The sequence below is a fragment of the Fusobacterium sp. genome (assembly GCF_030528405.1).
GTDB lineage: Bacteria > Fusobacteriota > Fusobacteriia > Fusobacteriales > Fusobacteriaceae > Fusobacterium.
Genome location: NZ_JAUMYY010000036.1, coordinates 1 through 17,812, shown reverse-complemented (window position 1 = coordinate 17,812; position 17,812 = coordinate 1). Strand labels below are relative to the sequence as shown.

Annotated in this window: 16 protein-coding genes and 1 pseudogene; all 17 read left to right on the top strand. The window is 30.1% G+C overall.

Translation table 11 applies throughout. The annotated features are described in order from the left end of the window. Window positions 1–123: 123 nt before the first annotated feature. A complete protein-coding gene (locus tag Q4A58_RS06525; RefSeq protein WP_303117652.1) occupies window positions 124–426 on the top strand; it encodes a thiamine-binding protein in 303 nt (100 codons plus the stop codon). A gap of 332 nt (window positions 427–758) precedes the next feature. After that, window positions 759–1,673: a metal ABC transporter solute-binding protein, Zn/Mn family gene (locus Q4A58_RS06520; RefSeq protein ID WP_303117654.1), complete on the top strand. Its 915-nt coding sequence runs from the start codon at window positions 759–761 to the stop codon at window positions 1,671–1,673. 36 nt (window positions 1,674–1,709) lie between these two features. Beyond that, complete coding sequence (locus tag Q4A58_RS06515) at window positions 1,710–2,432, top strand: metal ABC transporter ATP-binding protein (RefSeq protein WP_303117650.1); 723 nt, start codon at window positions 1,710–1,712, stop codon at window positions 2,430–2,432. Next, window positions 2,425–3,345: a metal ABC transporter permease gene (locus tag Q4A58_RS06510; protein ID WP_303117648.1), complete on the top strand. Its 921-nt coding sequence runs from the start codon at window positions 2,425–2,427 to the stop codon at window positions 3,343–3,345. Before Q4A58_RS06515 ends, Q4A58_RS06510 begins: the two co-directional genes overlap by 8 nt. Beyond that, on the top strand, window positions 3,342–4,187 hold the full coding sequence (locus Q4A58_RS06505) for a metal ABC transporter permease (protein WP_303117646.1): 846 nt from the start codon (window positions 3,342–3,344) through the stop codon (window positions 4,185–4,187). Before Q4A58_RS06510 ends, Q4A58_RS06505 begins: the two co-directional genes overlap by 4 nt. A 78-nt stretch (window positions 4,188–4,265) precedes the next feature. Further along, window positions 4,266–4,835 carry a hypothetical protein gene (locus Q4A58_RS06500; RefSeq protein ID WP_303117645.1) on the top strand — a complete coding sequence of 190 codons (570 nt, stop codon included), beginning with the start codon at window positions 4,266–4,268 and terminating at the stop codon, window positions 4,833–4,835. A 139-nt stretch (window positions 4,836–4,974) separates the two neighbouring features. After that, window positions 4,975–5,787 (top strand): transketolase, encoded by an 813-nt coding sequence (locus tag Q4A58_RS06495; RefSeq protein ID WP_303117643.1) that lies wholly within the window; start codon window positions 4,975–4,977, stop codon window positions 5,785–5,787. A gap of 13 nt (window positions 5,788–5,800) precedes the next feature. After that, window positions 5,801–6,727 carry a transketolase family protein gene (locus Q4A58_RS06490; protein ID WP_303117641.1) on the top strand — a complete coding sequence of 309 codons (927 nt, stop codon included), beginning with the start codon at window positions 5,801–5,803 and terminating at the stop codon, window positions 6,725–6,727. Between the two features lie 186 nt (window positions 6,728–6,913). Continuing rightward, window positions 6,914–8,377: a cobyric acid synthase gene (locus tag Q4A58_RS06485; RefSeq protein ID WP_303117639.1), complete on the top strand. Its 1,464-nt coding sequence runs from the start codon at window positions 6,914–6,916 to the stop codon at window positions 8,375–8,377. 113 nt (window positions 8,378–8,490) lie between these two features. Further along, complete coding sequence (locus tag Q4A58_RS06480; protein WP_303117637.1) at window positions 8,491–9,843, top strand: sodium:alanine symporter family protein; 1,353 nt, start codon at window positions 8,491–8,493, stop codon at window positions 9,841–9,843. A 62-nt stretch (window positions 9,844–9,905) separates the two neighbouring features. Next, window positions 9,906–11,045, top strand: coding sequence for a glutamate 5-kinase (proB, locus tag Q4A58_RS06475; protein ID WP_303117635.1), 1,140 nt, complete (start codon window positions 9,906–9,908; stop codon window positions 11,043–11,045). 122 nt (window positions 11,046–11,167) lie between these two features. Then, window positions 11,168–12,430 carry a glutamate-5-semialdehyde dehydrogenase gene (locus tag Q4A58_RS06470; RefSeq protein ID WP_303117633.1) on the top strand — a complete coding sequence of 421 codons (1,263 nt, stop codon included), beginning with the start codon at window positions 11,168–11,170 and terminating at the stop codon, window positions 12,428–12,430. Between the two features lie 11 nt (window positions 12,431–12,441). Beyond that, a complete protein-coding gene (gene proC / locus Q4A58_RS06465) occupies window positions 12,442–13,248 on the top strand; it encodes a pyrroline-5-carboxylate reductase (protein ID WP_303117631.1) in 807 nt (268 codons plus the stop codon). Between the two features lie 120 nt (window positions 13,249–13,368). Continuing rightward, window positions 13,369–14,820 carry an HD domain-containing protein gene (locus tag Q4A58_RS06460; protein ID WP_303117629.1) on the top strand — a complete coding sequence of 484 codons (1,452 nt, stop codon included), beginning with the start codon at window positions 13,369–13,371 and terminating at the stop codon, window positions 14,818–14,820. Between the two features lie 20 nt (window positions 14,821–14,840). Then, window positions 14,841–15,452 (top strand): TlpA disulfide reductase family protein, encoded by a 612-nt coding sequence (locus Q4A58_RS06455; protein ID WP_303117628.1) that lies wholly within the window; start codon window positions 14,841–14,843, stop codon window positions 15,450–15,452. A gap of 62 nt (window positions 15,453–15,514) precedes the next feature. Then, a complete protein-coding gene (gene msrAB, locus Q4A58_RS06450; RefSeq protein WP_303117609.1) occupies window positions 15,515–16,483 on the top strand; it encodes a bifunctional peptide-methionine (S)-S-oxide reductase MsrA/peptide-methionine (R)-S-oxide reductase MsrB in 969 nt (322 codons plus the stop codon). 251 nt (window positions 16,484–16,734) lie between these two features. Continuing rightward, window positions 16,735–17,812, top strand: a pseudogene (locus Q4A58_RS06445) (cell surface protein); the annotation flags it as partial.

Here is a 17,812-nt window from a genome sequence, read left to right as displayed (position 1 = left end):
AGGTGTTGAGCGGATTAGAGTAATAATCCATCAACACCAAAAAGTATACACCCATTTTAATAAAATAAATTATTTCCTATAAAAATGTTATAATATAGTATACAAAAGGTTAGGAGGAGTTATATGAAAGAAGTTAATGCCAGTATAGCCATACAGGTTTTACCAGATGTTAAAAATAATGATGAACTTATTAAAGTTGTAGATGAAGTTATATCATATATAAAGAGTAAAAACCTAAAAACTCATGTTGGACCTTTTGAAACAACTATAGAAGGAAATTATGAAGAATTAATGGAAATAATTAAAGAATGTCATATTATAGCAATAAAAGCTGGAGCAGAAGGACTTATGTCCTATATAAAAGTTAATTATAAGCCAAAAGGTGATCTTTTAAGCATAGATAAAAAGTTATCAAAATATAATTAAAAAGTATTCAAGAGTTTGTAAATTTATAAACAAAACAAACTCTTTTTTATTGCCTTAAAATAAAAAACAAATTAATTATTTATACTAATTAAAATTTTAAAAAAATAATATATTTTTTTAAATATGGTATATAATATTAAATAATAAAGATAATGAAAATAGAAAATGAATATTTTATTCCGTTTTATGTTTTTTCATTAACTAAAGAAAATTTCATAATCTTCTATTTTCTTAAATTTTGATTGACAAATTTCTTGAATTACGATAAACTTGAAATATAAACTAATAAAATTAAAATGGAGGAAAAGATGAAAGGATTATTAAAAAAAGTAATAAAAAAGGGATTTAAATTTTCTATAATAGCTATGTTAAGTTTATTTGTAATAGCTTGTGGAGGAAAGAGCACTGATAAAAAAGTAGAAAAAATTAGAGTGACGACAACTTTAAATTATTTTGTAAATTTAGTTGAAGAAATAGGAAAGGACAAGGTGGAAGTAGTAGGGCTTATGAATGAAGGGGAAGATCCGCATTTATATGTTGCCACTGCAGGAGATGTAGAAAAATTACAAAATGCAGATTTAGTTGTTTATGGTGGTTTGCATCTAGAAGGAAAAATGGAAGATATATTTAAAAATTTAGAAGATAAAAAACCTTTAAATTTAGGAGAGCAACTTGATAAATCTAAGTTAACTATGGAAGATGAAAATACTTATGATCCTCATGTTTGGTTTAATACTGAGTTTTGGGGAATACAAGCAAAAGCTGTAGCAGAAAAACTAGCTTCTATACAACCTGAAAACAAAGAGTTTTTTGAAGGCAATTTAAAAGATTATTTAAAAGAATTAGAAGAGGCAACAGCTTATGTAAAAAATAGAATAGCTGAAATTCCTGAAGGTTCAAGATATTTAATAACAGCACACGATGCTTTTGGATATTTTGCTGATCAGTTTGGCTTAGAAGTTAAGGCTATACAAGGAGTTTCAACAGATTCTGAAATAGGAACAAAGGAAATAGAAGACTTAGCTAATTTCATAGTTGAAAAAAATATAAAGGCAATATTTGTTGAATCTTCTGTAAACCATAGAAGTATAGAAGCTCTACAAGAAGCAGTAAAATCTAAGGGCAAGAATGTAGAAATAGGTGGAGAATTGTATTCCGATTCTATGGGAGATAAGGAAAACAATACTGAAACATATATTAAAACATTAAAAGCAAATGCTGATATAATAGCAGATGCTTTAAAATAATAAGGAAATTTGAGTAGAAATTAGATTGGGGATAGTATGAATGTAATAGAAATTAAAAATCTAACTGTTGCCTATGGAGAGGGGGCAGTTTTAGAAAATATAAATTTAGATATTGAAAAAGGGGATTTTATAGCTCTAGTTGGTCCAAATGGAGCAGGGAAATCTACACTTATAAAAACTATATTAAATTTTCTAAAACCTATAATTGGAACGATAAAAATAAATGGAAAAACTTATAAAGAAGAGAGAAAAAAAGTGGCATATGTACCACAGAGAGGAAGTGTAGACTGGGATTTTCCCACTACACTTTTTGATGTTGTTGAGATGGGTTCTTATGGAAGAGTAGGTTTTTTTAAAAGAGTTTCTAAAGAAGAAAAGGAGAGAGTAAAAAAAGCAATAGGGCAAGTGGGTATGTTAGACTTTATGGATAGGCAGATCTCACAGCTTTCAGGTGGGCAGCAACAAAGAACTTTTTTAGCAAGAGCATTAGTTCAGGATGCTGAAATCTATTTAATGGATGAACCCTTTCAAGGTGTGGATGCAAAAACAGAAAAGTCAATAGTTGATATTTTAAAAAAATTAAAATCAGAAAATAAAACAGTATTGGTGGTTCATCATGATTTACAGACAGTTCCTGTATATTTTGATAAGGTAATTTTACTTAATAAGACTATCGTTGCAAAGGGGAAAGTAGAGGATGTATTTACTGAAGAAAATATAGAAATAACTTATAGAAAAAGTGAGGAAACTTATGATTAGTTATTTGAACCTTTTTTTGAATAGTTATACTTTTAAGGTAGTAACTATAGGTTGCTCTCTTTTGGCAATGATAAGCGCTATTATAGGCAATTTTGCTGTTTTAAAGAAAGAGAGTTTGCTTGGTGATGGAGTTGCTCATGCTTCTCTTGCTGGAGTCTGTATGGCATTTTTATTAACTGGCAGAAAGGAAATGTATATATTACTTTTGGGAGCTTTAATAGTTGGACTTATATGTATTAGTTTAATTCACTATATACAAATATATTCAAAAATAAAATTTGATAGTGCTATAGCTATGATGCTCTCAAGTTTTTTTGGATTTGGTTTGGTGCTATTGACATATTTAAAGAAAATTCCAGGAGCAAAAAAAGCAGGCTTAAATAGATTTATTTTTGGTCAGGCTTCTACATTGGTAGTAAAAGATATTTATTTCATTGTAGCCATAGGCTTGCTTTTATTGTTTATGATTATTTTATTTTGGAAAGAAATAAAGATTAGTATTTTTGACAAAGAATATGCCAAAACTTTAGGTATAGATAGCGATAAAATTAGATTTATGGTTTCAGTTCTGTTGGTTATTAATATAATATTAGGAATCCAAATAGCAGGTGTTATATTGATTACAGCTATGATAATTGCTCCAGCCGTGGCAGCAAGACAATGGAGTGATAAGCTTTTGACAGTTGTTATAATTTCAGCTATTTTTGGATTTTTATCAGGAGCCTTTGGTTCTATAATATCTACTTTAGATACATCTTTACCAACAGGACCTTTAATTGTTGTTATATCAAGTTTTTTTGTTATCTTTAGTTTAGTTTTTTCTGTAAAAGAGGGCATAGTAGTAAAATTATATAAAAATTATAAACGAAATAAAGATTTGAGGGAAAAGCAGCTTGGAGGTGGTCAAAAATGAGCTCATTTTTGGTTATACATTTGATAGCTATTTTAATTTCTATATCTTGTTCATTACTTGGAGTATTCTTAGTTTTAAAAAAAATGTCTATGCTCACTGATGCTATAACTCACACAATTTTATTGGGTATAGTTTTGTGTTTCTTTATAGTTCACAGATTGGATTCACCATTTTTAATTGTGGGAGCTTCTCTTTTTGGAGTACTGACTGTTTACTTGGTTGAACTTTTATCTAGTAGTCGATTAATTAAGGAAGATGCTTCAATAGGGATTGTTTTAGCTTTTCTTTTCAGTTTAGCAGTTATTTTAATTTCAAAATATACAGCTAATATTCATTTGGACATAGATGCTGTTTTACTTGGAGAAATAGCCTTTGCTCCTTTTCATACAAGGGAAATTTTCGGATTAAAATTAGCTAATTCATTGGTAATAGGTGTAGTAGTTCTTTTTATAAATATAATTTTTGTCATAAGTTTCTTTAAAGAGATAAAAATCTCAATTTTTGATAAAGTTTTGGCAAGTTCTTTAGGACTTATGCCAGTTTTAGTTCATTATTTATTGATGACTATGGTTTCAGTAACAGCTATTACTTCATTTGAAGCAGTTGGAGCAACTCTTATGATTTCTTTTATGGTAGGTCCTGCTGCAACTGCCTATATTATTTCAAAAAGGCTTAGGCAGATGATACTTTATAGTATAATATTTGGAGTTATTTCTTCAATAATAGGAGTTAATCTGGCAATAAAACTGGATGTATCGATATCTGGAACAATATCAGTTGTAATAGCTATAATCTTTTTAATAGTATTTTTTATAAATAAAAAAAGAAAATTCTCATCTTAATTGATGAGATTTTTTTTTTTGAAAAAAAATATTTTTTGTAATAGAATATACAAGGGCATTTTAAAGACAGGAGAGATTATGGACATAGTTGAAAATTTAATAAAAAATATAAATATTTTAGGTTTCACTTTGATTTTTGTAGCATTTTTATTTGGAATAAAATTACCAGATTGGGATTTTAAATTAGGCTTAAGACACAGAAGCATAATAACACACAGCCCTTTTATAACACTTTTATTAATCTTTATTTATAGAGTTAAAGCTGATTTCTTTTTTAAGTATTTTATAGTAGGATTTTCAATAGCTATTGCTGTTCATATTTTATTTGATTTGTTCCCTTATAAGTGGCAGGGAGGAGCTCTTTTAAAAATACCTATAAATATAAGTTGTGATGAAAATATAACTAAATTATTCTTTGTAATGACCATTATAATAAACATTTTTATTGGTATTTTTTATATGACAGACATATATGAGTATATATTTATTTTAATTTTAGCTATTCTAACTTTTATAAAGAAAACCAGAGCTGAGAGAATATTTATAAGACCTTTTTTAATATTTATTTTTTTAGTTGGAGGATTGGGAAGTTTAAAGTTTAGAATTATTTTTAATTTTTTAAAAAATCTGCTTGGAAAAATAGTATAAATATTTTATACAACTTGACACTAAATTTATAAAATAATATAATTTAACTGAATTGGAAAAAATTTTTATAGTAAAAAAAGAGTTGGTGTATAGGTTACTTGCATGAACTATTTAAACTATTTGTAAGGAAGGAGACAAAATGAGAGACATTAGTTTTTTAAAAGAAAAAGCTAAGGAAATTAGAAAATCTATTGTATCTATGATATGTGAAGCTAAATCAGGACATCCAGGAGGTTCTCTGTCTGCTACAGATATTTTGACAGCTTTGTACTTTTCAGAAATGAATATAGACCCCAAAAATCCTAAAATGGAAGGAAGAGATAGATTTGTCTTATCAAAAGGACATGCAGCACCAGGTTTATATGCTACCCTAGCAGAAAAGGGTTTTTTTGCAAAGGAAGAATTAAAAACTTTAAGGAAATTTGGAAGTAAATTGCAGGGTCATCCAGATATGAAAAAACTTCCAGGAATAGAAATTTCGACTGGTTCTTTGGGACAGGGATTATCGGTTGCAAATGGAATGGCATTAAATGCTAAAATTTATAATGAAGATTATAGAGTTTTTGTAATGCTTGGAGATGGAGAAATTCAAGAAGGGCAAATATGGGAAGCAGCAATGTCGGCAGCTCACTATAAACTGGATAATTTATGTGCCTTTCTTGATTACAATGACTTACAAATAGATGGCAATGTTTCTAACATAATGGGTATAGAACCAGTTGTAGAAAAATGGAAAGCCTTTGGTTGGAATGTAGTTGAGATAGATGGGCATAGTTTAGAAGAAATATTTTCTGCCTTAGACAGTGCTAAAGAATGTAAAGGAAAACCTACTATGGTAGTTGCTAAGACGGTAAAAGGTAAGGGAGTATCTTTTATGGAAAATGTATGTGGTTTTCACGGGGTGGCACCTACTGTTGAAGAAAGAGATAAGGCTTTAAGTGAGTTGGCATAGGGAGGAGAATTTTATGAGTAAAAAATCTACTAGACAAGCTTATGGGGAAGCTTTAGTGGAACTTGGGAAAATTAATAAAAATATAGTTGTCTTAGATGCAGATCTAAGCAAATCAACAAAAACAGATTTATTTAAAAAAGCTTTTCCAGAAAGACATATAAATGTCGGCATAGCTGAAGGAGATTTAATAGGAACAGCAGCAGGACTTGTTACTTGTGGAAGAATAGCCTTTGCCTCAACCTTTGCTATGTTTGCAGCGGGCAGAGCCTTCGAACAAATAAGAAATACGGTGGCCTATCCCAAATTAAATGTTAAGATAGCTCCAACTCATGCTGGTATATCAGTTGGAGAGGATGGAGGTTCACATCAATCCATAGAAGATATTGCTCTTATGAGGGCAATTCCTGGCATGGTTGTTTTATCACCTTGTGATGCAGTGGAAACTAAAAAAATGGTTTTTGCAGCAGCAGAGTATGAAGGACCAGTGTATTTAAGATTGGGAAGATTAGATGTGGAAACAATTTTAGATGAGGAGTATAATTTTCAAATAGGTATTGCCAATACTTTAAGAGAAGGTAAAGATGTGAGTATTGTTTCAACAGGTCTTCTAACTCAGGAAGCTATGAAGGCAGCAGAAGAGCTTGCTAAGGAAAATATTTCAGTTAGAGTTATAAATGTTGGAACAATAAAGCCTTTAGATGGTGAAACAATATTAAAGGCTGCTAAGGAAACAAAATTTATAGTTACAGCAGAGGAACACTCTGTTATAGGAGGTTTAGGATCAGCAGTTTCTGAATTTTTATCAGAGGTTTACCCGACAAAAGTAAAAAAACTTGGTGTTTATGATAAGTTTGGGCAAAGTGGTAAAGGAGCGGAGCTTCTTGAAAAATATGACTTAACAGCAGCTAAATTGATATCAATAATAAAAGAAAATTTATAAAAAATAGTGAAAGAAATTTTTCAAAGATAAAAAATTTGAAAGATTTCTTTTTTAATATATGGAAAGCTATAAAGTTATTGTATTTTATATAAATAAAAACTATTTTATAGCTCATTAAAATATTTTATACAAGGTATTAATTATGCTATAATTTTATTAAAATAAAATTGAAAGAAGGCAGACAGTATGCATAAAAAAATAATGATACAGGGAACAGCTTCGTCAGTTGGAAAAACCTTACTAGTTGCAGGACTATGCAGAATTTTTGCACAGGATGGATATAGGGTAACACCTTTTAAATCTCAAAATATGGCACTTAATTCTTTTGTTGATATAGAAGGTTTGGAGATGAGCAGAGGAACCGTTATTCAAGCTGAAGCAGCTTATGAAATACCCAGAGCTTTTATGAATCCAATATTATTAAAGCCTAATTCTGATAACAATTCACAGGTAATAATAAACGGTGTAGCGAGATTTAATTTAAGTGCAAAAGAATATTTCTCTAAGTCTAAGGAATTAAAAAGAATATCAAGAGAAGCTTACAAATATATTGAAGAAAATTTTGATATTTGTGTTCTTGAAGGTGCAGGAAGTCCAGCTGAAGTAAATTTAAGAGAGTACGATATAGTGAATATGGGCATGGCAGAACAGATAGATGCACCAGTCATTTTAGTTGGAGATATTGATAGAGGAGGAGTATTTGCCTCATTATATGGAACAGTTATGCTCTTGAATAAAGAAGACAGAAAGAGAATAAAGGGAATAATAATTAATAAATTTAGGGGAGATGCCAGTCTTTTAAAAACGGCCATAGCTTTTTTAGATAAGAAATTTAAAGAGGAGAATTTAGATATAAAATTTTTAGGCGTTATGCCGTATGGAGATTTTGAAATAGAAGAGGAAGATAGTCTTTCTAGAATAGAAAAAGTATATGATGAAACTAAGAAATACATAGAGATAAGCATAATAAAAACTAAAAAAATATCTAATTTCACAGATTTCCATATTTTTAAACAATATAAAGATGTAAGAGTTAAATATATAAAAAATAAAGAAGATTTGGGAGCTGAGGATGTAATAATTCTTCCAGGTACTAAAAATACTATAAGTGATTTGGAGGATTTAAAGGAGAGGGGTATATTTGAAAAAATTAAGGAATTAAAAGAAAAAGGAACTATAATTATTGGTATCTGTGGAGGATTACAGATGATGGGAAGTAAAATTTTAGATCCTATGAAATTAGAGAGTGATTTTACTGAAACAGAGGGTTTTAACTTTTTTGACTTTGAAACTAAATTTGAAGAAATAAAAAGAACTGTACAGATAGAGAGAGCTATTGATATCGAAGAGGGAATTTTAAAAGATTTAAAAGGATTAAAAATAAGAGGTTATGAAATTCATCAAGGTATATCAACTATTGATAAGGCAATTGTTTGTAAGGATAATATATTTGCAACCTATATCCATGGTATATTTGATAATACTGAATTTACTAATGGATTTTTGAATCTTGTGAGGGCGAAAAAAAATATGCCGCTTGTTAATAAAATAAAAAAATTTTCTGATTTTAAAGAAGAACAATATGATAAACTGGCAAATTTAATGAGGGAATCTCTGAATATAGAAGAAATTTATAAAATTATACACTAAAACTATATTAGAAATTAATTACAAAGATACTTAAAATTCAAACATTTGTTTGAATTTTTTGTTTTTTTATGTTATACTACACCAATATTGTAGATATAAAAGGGGGATATGAAATGTCGTATATAAGCACGATAGTAGACTTAGTTAACGCTTTTCTATGGGGAAAAAATATTTTAGTGTTTATGCTTGTAGGGGCAGCACTATATTTTACATTTAAAACAAAGTTTATGCAAATTAGATTATTTGGAAAAATTATAAAAGTGCTATTTAAAAGTGAAAAAAATGGAAAAGGAGTAAGTTCGCTTGAAACATTCTTTTTAGGAACGGCATGTAGAGTAGGAGCGGGAAATATTGCGGGAGTTGTAGCGGCTATTTCAGCAGGAGGACCAGGAGCAATTTTTTGGATGTGGCTAGTAGCTTTTTTAGGCTCAGCAACAGCTTTTATTGAATCAAGTCTTGCAGTAATCTACAGAAAGAAACAATCTGATGGAAATTTTGTAGGAGGAACTCCATTTATCTTAGAAGAAAGACTTAATATGAGGTGGTTGGGAATAATTTATGCAATAGCTTCTATAATTTGTTATATGGGAGTCATTCAGGTTATGTCTAACTCAATCACAGGTTCTATATCAAGCGTTTATACTTTGAATTATATTGGAATGAATATTCAAACTCTTAGCTCTATAGCACTTGCAATAGTTGTTGCCTATATAATATTTTTTAGTAAGTCAAAGAAGGACTCAATAATTTTAACTTTAAATAAAATAGTCCCTTTTATGGCAGTTATTTATATATTTATAGTTATTTTCGTTTTAGTAACAAATTTTAAAGCTATACCAGCTATGTTAACTAATATTTTTTATCAAGCTTTTGGAGCTAAAGAAATTTTCGGTGGTGCTTTTGGAGCAGTGGTTATGCATGGAGTTAGAAGAGGATTGTTCTCAAATGAGGCAGGAAGTGGCAACTCAAATTATGCAGCTGCAGCCGTAGAAGTAGAAATGCCAGCGAAACAAGGAATGGTACAGGCTTTTGGAGTATTTATAGATACCTTGGTTATATGTTCGGCGACAGCCTTTATAGTTTTACTTGTACCTCCGAGTCTTACAAGTGGTTTATCAGGTATGGGATTATTCCAAGCAGCTATAAGTCATCACATAGGTTCATTAGGAGCACCACTTGTTGTTGTTTTAATGTTTTTTTTCTGTGTTACAACTATTCTAGCTGTTATTTTCTACGGAAAGAGTGCTATGTATTTTATAAGTGATAATAAAAATCTAAATTTGCTATATCAGATACTTGTTATTATAATGATTTATGTTGGAGGAGTGAAGCAAGATTTCTTTGTGTGGTCACTGGCAGACTTTGGTTTGGGAATAATGACAGTAATAAATATTATATGCATAATTCCAATTGCTAATCCAGCTTTAGATTCATTAAAAGAATATGAAAAGAAATTGGTTAAATGAAAAATATTTTTATATTGAATTATTAAATGTAATAGTTTTAATAAAGAGGTTAAGTGATTTATATGAAAAATATTAGCAGAGAAGAACTTTTAAAAAATATAAAAAAAGTAGTTGTAAAAGTTGGAACATCGACTTTAACAAAAGCAGATGGAAATTTAAATGTAGAAAAAATTAAGAAGATAGTTTTTGAGCTTAGTAGCTTGTCGGATAAGGGGTATGATGTAGTTCTTGTAACATCTGGTGCTGTTGGAGCAGGTATGGGAAAATTAAATCTTTTAGAAAAACCCAAAGCATTATCAGAAAAGCAAGCTGTGGCTGCAGTTGGACAGGTTTCTTTAATGCATTTATATCAAACATTATTTGAAGAACATTCAAAGATAATAGGGCAGCTACTTTTAACCAAGTTAGATTTTGCAGATAGGAAAAGATATTTAATTGCAAGAAATGTGTGTAATACACTTCTAAGCAAAAAAATAATTCCTATAATTAATGAAAATGATGCAGTTGTAGCAGATGAGATAAAGGTGGGAGATAATGATACTATTTCAGCTCTTGTATCTGGGCTTATAGATGCAGATTTACTTATAATTTTATCAGATGTTGAGGGGCTGTATAATAAAAATCCACAGAAGTATAAAGATGCTATTTTATTTGAAACTGTTAATAAAATTGATGCTGAAATAAGAACTATGGCAGGTGGGGAAGGCTCAAAATTTGGTACAGGAGGAATGTCGACTAAAATAATTGCAGCAGAAATGGCAACTAAAATAGGAACAAACTTGGTAATAGCAAGTGGTGAAGACCCTAAAAATATATCAAGAATAGTCGAAAAGGAAAATATAGGAACTTTATTTATAAAAGAAAGTAAAAGAATAAGTTCAAGAAAATATTGGCTTGCTTATGGTCCACATAAAAAAGGAGTGCTTTTAGTTGATGAGGGAGCTGAGAAAGCTATCCGTAAGGGAAGTAGTTTACTTCCAGTTGGGGTGAAAGCTGTTGAAGGAAGTTTTGATAGAGGAACAGTCTTGAAGATTACTAATTTAAAAGATGAACTTATAGCAACAGGTATATCTAACTATTCATCAGAAGAAATAGATTTAATAAAAGGTCGTAAGAGTGAGGCAATAGAAAAAATATTGGGTCATAAGTATGATGACGTTATAATTCATATTGACAATATGCTTGTAATAGAAAAAAAATAAGAAATATGCACTTGGCTCTGATTTGGCTTGAGTGCATATTTTTTCTTGAAAAAAATTGTAAAAAGTGAGATAATTTATACCTAGACTAATTCAGTATAAAATATATGAGAGAGGTTTTTAAAATGAAAAATAATTATATAGAAGAAATGGGAAGAAAGGCTAAAGAAGCAACAAAAAAATTATTGCTTTTAGATGCTAAAACAAAAAATAATATTTTACTTGCGGTTGCGGCTGAGTTACTTGTAAAAAAAGAAGAAATTAAGAAAGCTAATAAGATTGATTTAGAAAAAGGAAAAGAAGCAGGACTTTCCTATGCTCTTCTTGACAGACTGGAATTAACAGATAAAAGAATAGAAGGAATGGCAGAAAGTTTAAAAGAGATGGCAGCTTTTACTGATCCAATTGGAGAAATAGTGTCAGGTTGGAGACATAAAAATGGGATTTCTATTGAGAAAAAAAGAGTACCTTTAGGTGTAATAGGAATGATTTATGAATCCAGACCAAATGTGACTATTGATTCGGCAGGTTTGGCACTAAAATCTTCCAATGCAATAATTTTAAGGGGTTCAGCTAACGCAATAAATTCAAATATTTATTTAAATAAATTATTTAATGAGGTTGGGATAAAATATGGCCTACCTGAAAACTCTGTTCAACTTATAGAAGGTACAGATAGAGAACTAGCAAGACAAATGATAACTTTAGATGAATATATCGATGTTATAATTCCAAGAGGTGGAAAGGGCTTAAAAAGATTTATAATAGAAAATGCAACTATACCAGTAATAGAAACAGGTGCAGGAGTTTGCCATGTATTTGTAGATAAAAGTGCCAAAATTGACATAGCTTTAAAAATAATAGAAAATGCAAAAACTCAAAGACCAAGTACTTGTAACTCCATTGAAACTGTTTTAATTCACAGAGATATAGCGGATAAAATTTTACAAGATTTAACAGATATGCTTTTAAAAGATAAGGTAGAATTAAGATATAGTGAGGAAGCTATTGATTTTATAGCTAATAGAGCGGAGGTAAAGTTAGCGAGCGAAGATGATTTTGGAGCAGAATATTTAGATTTAATTTTATCACTTAAACTGGTTAAAAATGTTGATGAAGCGATTGAATATATAAACACTCATGGCACACATCACTCAGATTCAATAATTACAGAAAACATTGATAATGCAGAGAAATTTTTAAATGAAGTGGATTCAGCAGCTGTATATTTAAATGCATCTACAAGATTTTCAGATGGTGGAGAATTTGGCTTCGGTGGAGAAATAGGCATTTCAACACAGAAATTACATGCCAGAGGACCTATGGGAATAAGAGAGCTTACAACGACTAAATATGTTGTGAGAGGAAAAGGGCAAATTAGAGAATAAGGGGGGCAGTTATGAAAATAGGCTTTATTGGAACAGGAAATATGGGAAGTGGAATAATAAAAGGTCTTTTAAATTCAAAATTTGTCCCAAATGAAAATATTAATATATTTGATTTAGACAGGGCTAAAGTGGAACTATTGGAAAAAAATTATGGTGTATCAGTAAAAAACAGTGAAATAGAGATCGTAGAAAATAGTGATATTATAATTTTAGCAGTTAAACCTCATATTTATCCGATAGTTTTGAAAAAAATAAGAAATTTTTTAAGTGAAAATAGAATATTGTTGACAATAGCAGCAGGTTTTTGTCTTGAAAAAACAGAAAGTATAGTTGGTGGAGATAAAAAAGTGGTTAGGACAATGCCCAATACTCCAGCACAAGTTTTAGAAGCTATGACGGCAGTAACTTTTAATAAAAATATAGTAGATGAAGAAAAAGAAATTATATTTAAACTTTTAAATAGCTTTGGAAAAAGTGTGGAGATAGACGAAAATTTAATGCATGCCTATACAGGAATAAGTGGTTCTCTTCCTGCCTATGTGTATATGTTTGTTGAAGCCCTTGCTGATGGCGGAGTTTTGGAAGGTATGCCAAGAAACAAGGCATATGAAATAGTTGCACAGACTGTTTTAGGCTCAGCTAAGATGATTTTAGAAACGAGGAAACATCCAGGAGAATTAAAAGATGAGGTGACATCTCCAGCTGGAACAACAATAGAGGCAATAAGAGTTTTGGAGAATGGTAACTTTAGAGGAAATATTATAGAAGCAGTAATAGCTTGTACTGAAAAATCTAAGAAAATAGCAGGAGAAAAATAGTAGTTATTAAATAATAGCTGATGTAATATACAAATGAAAAACTTTTTGGGAGTGAAATTTTATATTAATTACACTGTAATAAAAAGCTTTAAAAATTGATGCTTTTAGTTAGGAGGAAGAGTGGGAGTAAAGGTTGTAAAAGACTTAGTTCATAGTTATATAGATTTAGATGAAGACTTACAGTTAATAATAGATACTGCATCTTTTCAACGGCTTAGAAGAATAAAACAGCTTTCATGTTCATATATTTTTCCATCTACAAATCATACGAGATATGAGCATTCTTTGGGTGTTATGCAACTGGCATGTGATTTTTTTAATGTTTTAGAAAAAGATTTTAAAAAATATGGCTTGGAAGACAAAGAGATAGATTTTTTAAAACTTCATATAAGACTTGCAGCTCTTTTACATGATGTAGGTCATCCTCCATTTTCTCATCTGGGAGAAAAATTTTTAGATAAAAATGAAATATTTGAAAATATAAAGGAATATTCAGATTTAATTGACATAGAAGGAACTTTTTTCAATGCCGATAAAAAACTAATGGGGAAGGAACATGAGCTTTTATCATGTTTCTGTATTCTAAGAAAATTTTATGTTATCTTGAAAAAAATAAATAAAAATATAGATATTTCTTTTATATGTAGATGTATAATAGGTAATATCTATAATGATGAAGAAAATTGGCATAGAAATATCTGTGTGAGAATTTTAAATTCAGATGCTATAGATGTGGACAAGCTTGATTACTTGATGAGAGATAATCATATGACTGGAGAAATAGCCCCTAAAATGGATATAAAAAGGTTGCTTGCTTGCCTAACTATTTCAGACACTAAGGAGCTGAAATATGTGGCTAAAGCAATACCAGCCGTTCAGTCGGTTGTAGATTCAAGGGATACTTTGTATCTTTGGGTTTATCACCATCATATTTCAATTTATACAGACTATGTAACAGGAAAAATATTAAAAAAATGTATGGAGATTTTTGAAAATGAAAGGGGAAAATATCCTGAAGAATTAGATAGAAATGCTTTCTTTTCTCCTAAGGCAATAACAGATTATTTGATAAGTGACGACGATATCTATTCGCATCTTAGAAAAACTTATATATATTCATTGGAGAATAAAGCCCATATTTTTAATAGTATTACCTCAAGGCAACTTTTTGAAAGAAATTTTTTAAAATCACTATGGAAAACTATCTATGAATATAAGGACTTTGAAAATTATTTAATTGAAAATTCTATAATAAAATCTTACGAGGAGCTTGGTTTAATCTTAAAGAATGAGGAGAGTATAAATATAATAACTAAAAATATGGAAGAAAAATTAGCTCTAAAAGAAGGCGAAGTTTTTATTATAACGAAATATAACAAATTTTATAATTCAACTAAGGAAGCACCTATTTCTTTACTTTTAAATGGAGAAGAAAGACGCTTGGCAGACTTACTTCCACAGAAGCACTTTGATAAGTTTAATACTATGGCATTCTTTGTTTTTGTTCCTAAGGAATACAAAAAAGTTGCTAGGGAATTTTTAATAGAGGAATTAAAAAATAAATTAAAGTAAATTTTATTGAAAGGGGAAAAATGAAAAATAAATTAATTGTGTTCTTTATCTTGCTTATATCTTTATCACTTAGCTGTATGGGGAAGGATAAAAATGATAAACCAATAAATAATAATGTTGTTGACTTAGCAAAGTCAACGGAAAAAGTTGAAGATATTAAAAAAGAGAAAGAAGAAAAAATTGAAGATAAAAAGGTGGAAGTTCCTAAGATAGTTTTGAAAGATCAAAATGGTAAGGAACATAATTTAGAAGACTATAAGGGAAAGGTAGTATTTATAAATTTTTGGGCGACTTGGTGTGGATATTGTGTGGAAGAATTACCATATCTAGAGAGGGTATCCAAGGATTATGCGAATGATTTAGTTGTTTTAGGTATAAGTGCTCCAAAGTCCAAAGAAGCTCCTAAAAACCCTGATATTGCTAAGGGAGAGATAATAAAATTCTTAGAAAAGAAAAAAGTCAGCTATCCAGTTCTATTTGATGAAATGGGAAAGGTTTCTAAAGATTATGGAATACAATTTTTTCCAACAAGTTTTGTTATAGGACGCGATGGTTATTTAGAGGGTTATATACCAGGTGGACTTACAGAAGAAAACTTAAGAAAAATAGTTGAGGCAGCTATAAAAAAATAAAGAGCTAAGAATAGCATTAAGAAGTAAAAAATTTATAAATTTTTTGGAATAAAGGAGAATAAATGGAAAATAAAACAAAAGATATAAAAATAGAGGAAATTTATTTAGCAGGTGGATGTTTTTGGGGTGTGGAGGCATACTTTGAAAGAATAGAAGGGGTTTTAGATTCTATTTCAGGCTATGCAAATGGTCCTTTCCCAAATCCAAGCTATGAAGATTTAGTGTATAGAAATTCTGGACATGCAGAAACGGTCTATATAAAATATGATGCAAACGAAGTAAGTCTATCTACAATTTTAAAGCATTATTTCAGAATAATTGATCCCACAAGTTTAAATAAGCAGGGCGGTGATAGAGGAGTTCAGTATAGAACAGGAATCTATTATCAAAACGAAGAACAAAAGGAAGTGGCTTTGAAAGAGATAGAATTGGAACAGAAAAAATATAAAGAAAAAATTGTAGTAGAAGTTCTTCCGCTTGAAAGGTTTGATAAAGCAGAGGAATATCATCAGGATTATTTAAAGAAAAACCCAAACGGCTACTGTCATATTGATTTATCTAAGGCGAATGAGGCTATAATAGACCCAATAAAATATAAAAAACCAAGTGATGAAGAACTGAAAGAAAAGTTGACTGATTTACAGTACAAGGTAACTCAGGAAAATCATACAGAATATGCCTTCCGTAATGAATATTATGACAATCATGAAAAAGGAATATATGTGGATATAACAACGGGAGAGCCACTTTTCCTATCATCAGATAAATATGATTCAGGCTGTGGTTGGCCAAGTTTTACTAAACCAATAAATTCTGAAGTTGTGAGTTATGAAAGAGATGAGTCACATAATATGATAAGGACTGAGGTTAGAAGTAGAGCAGGAGATGCTCACCTAGGTCATGTATTTAAAGATGGTCCTAAAGATAAGGGGGGGCTTAGATATTGTATAAATAGTGCTTCTATAAGATTTGTTAGCTATGATGATATGGAAAAAGAAGGTTATGGATATTTAAAAAAATATGTGAAATAAAAATTAAATAAATTCTCAAAAATAGTTCCAGAAAAAAATGGAGCTATTTTTTTTTAATAAAAAATTTTTCCTTTTCTCCCTAATTAAAAAAATGCAAAGCAGGAAATTTCCTATATTTCAAATTCAAAAAATAAATAATAAAATAATTTTAAATAAAATGTATAAATTTGTTGTATTTTTTTTTTTTTTGATACAATAAAATTAAGAAGGGATTATATAAAGTTAAATAAAAATTAAAAAGGGGTGTTTTTATGAAAAATAAATTTAAATTTTTAACACTTACATTATTAATTTTACTAACACAATCATCTTTAGCAGCAAGTTATGTACAAGGAACAGGAAGTGAAGGACATTCACAGGAAGTTGTAGCAGTTGGAATTAGTTTTACTGATAAAAACGGAGTAGAACATAAAAATGAAGCAGGAGATCCAACAAAACCGACAGAGAAATTTTATGACTCGGCAGTAGGTGTTGCAAATAAAGCTAGTGGAAGGGGAAGTAATGCTTTTGGATTTTTAAATAAAGCCAGTGGAACAAAAAGTACCGCTTTTGGATTTGGAAATGTAGCTAGTGGACAATCAAGTTCTGGCTTTGGATTTGGAAATAAAGCCAATAGAGCACAAAGCTCAGCCTTTGGATTTGGAAATGAAGCCGATGGGGCATTAAGTTCCGCTTTTGGGTATTATAATGAATCCATTGGATTTGAAAGCTCAGCCTTTGGAAAAAACAATAAATCCAGTGGAACAAAAAGTTCCGCCTTTGGATTTGGAAATAAATCTATTGGGCATAGAACGTCAGCTTTTGGAACTTTAAATGAAGCTAGTGGAGTTGGAAGTGTTTCTTTTGGACAATCTAATGTAGCCAGTGTAGGCTCTTCAGCAGCTTTTGGAATTGTAAATGAAGCCAGGGCTTTTAGAGCTTCAGCTTTTGGAGCCGAAAATGAAGTTTCAGGAGAAAAATCAACAGCAGTTGGATATGGGAATAAGGTAAGCGGAAATAATTCAGGAGCTTTCGGAGATCCAAACAAAGTTACAGGACATCGTTCATATGCCTTCGGTAATGATAATACAATAGCGGGCGATGATAACTTTGTAATGGGTTCTAATGTAAATATAGGTGCAGGAATAACAAATTCAGTAGCACTAGGAAATAATTCGGCAGTAACATCTTCTAATGAGGTATCAGTAGGTTCTGCAACTTTAAAGAGAAAGATAACTAATGTTGCAGATGGTGAACTATCAGCTACATCAACAGATGCCGTAACAGGAAGACAACTTTATAATGCAATGCAAAATAATGTTGGAACAGAGAATTTAAGAGCAGAGGTAA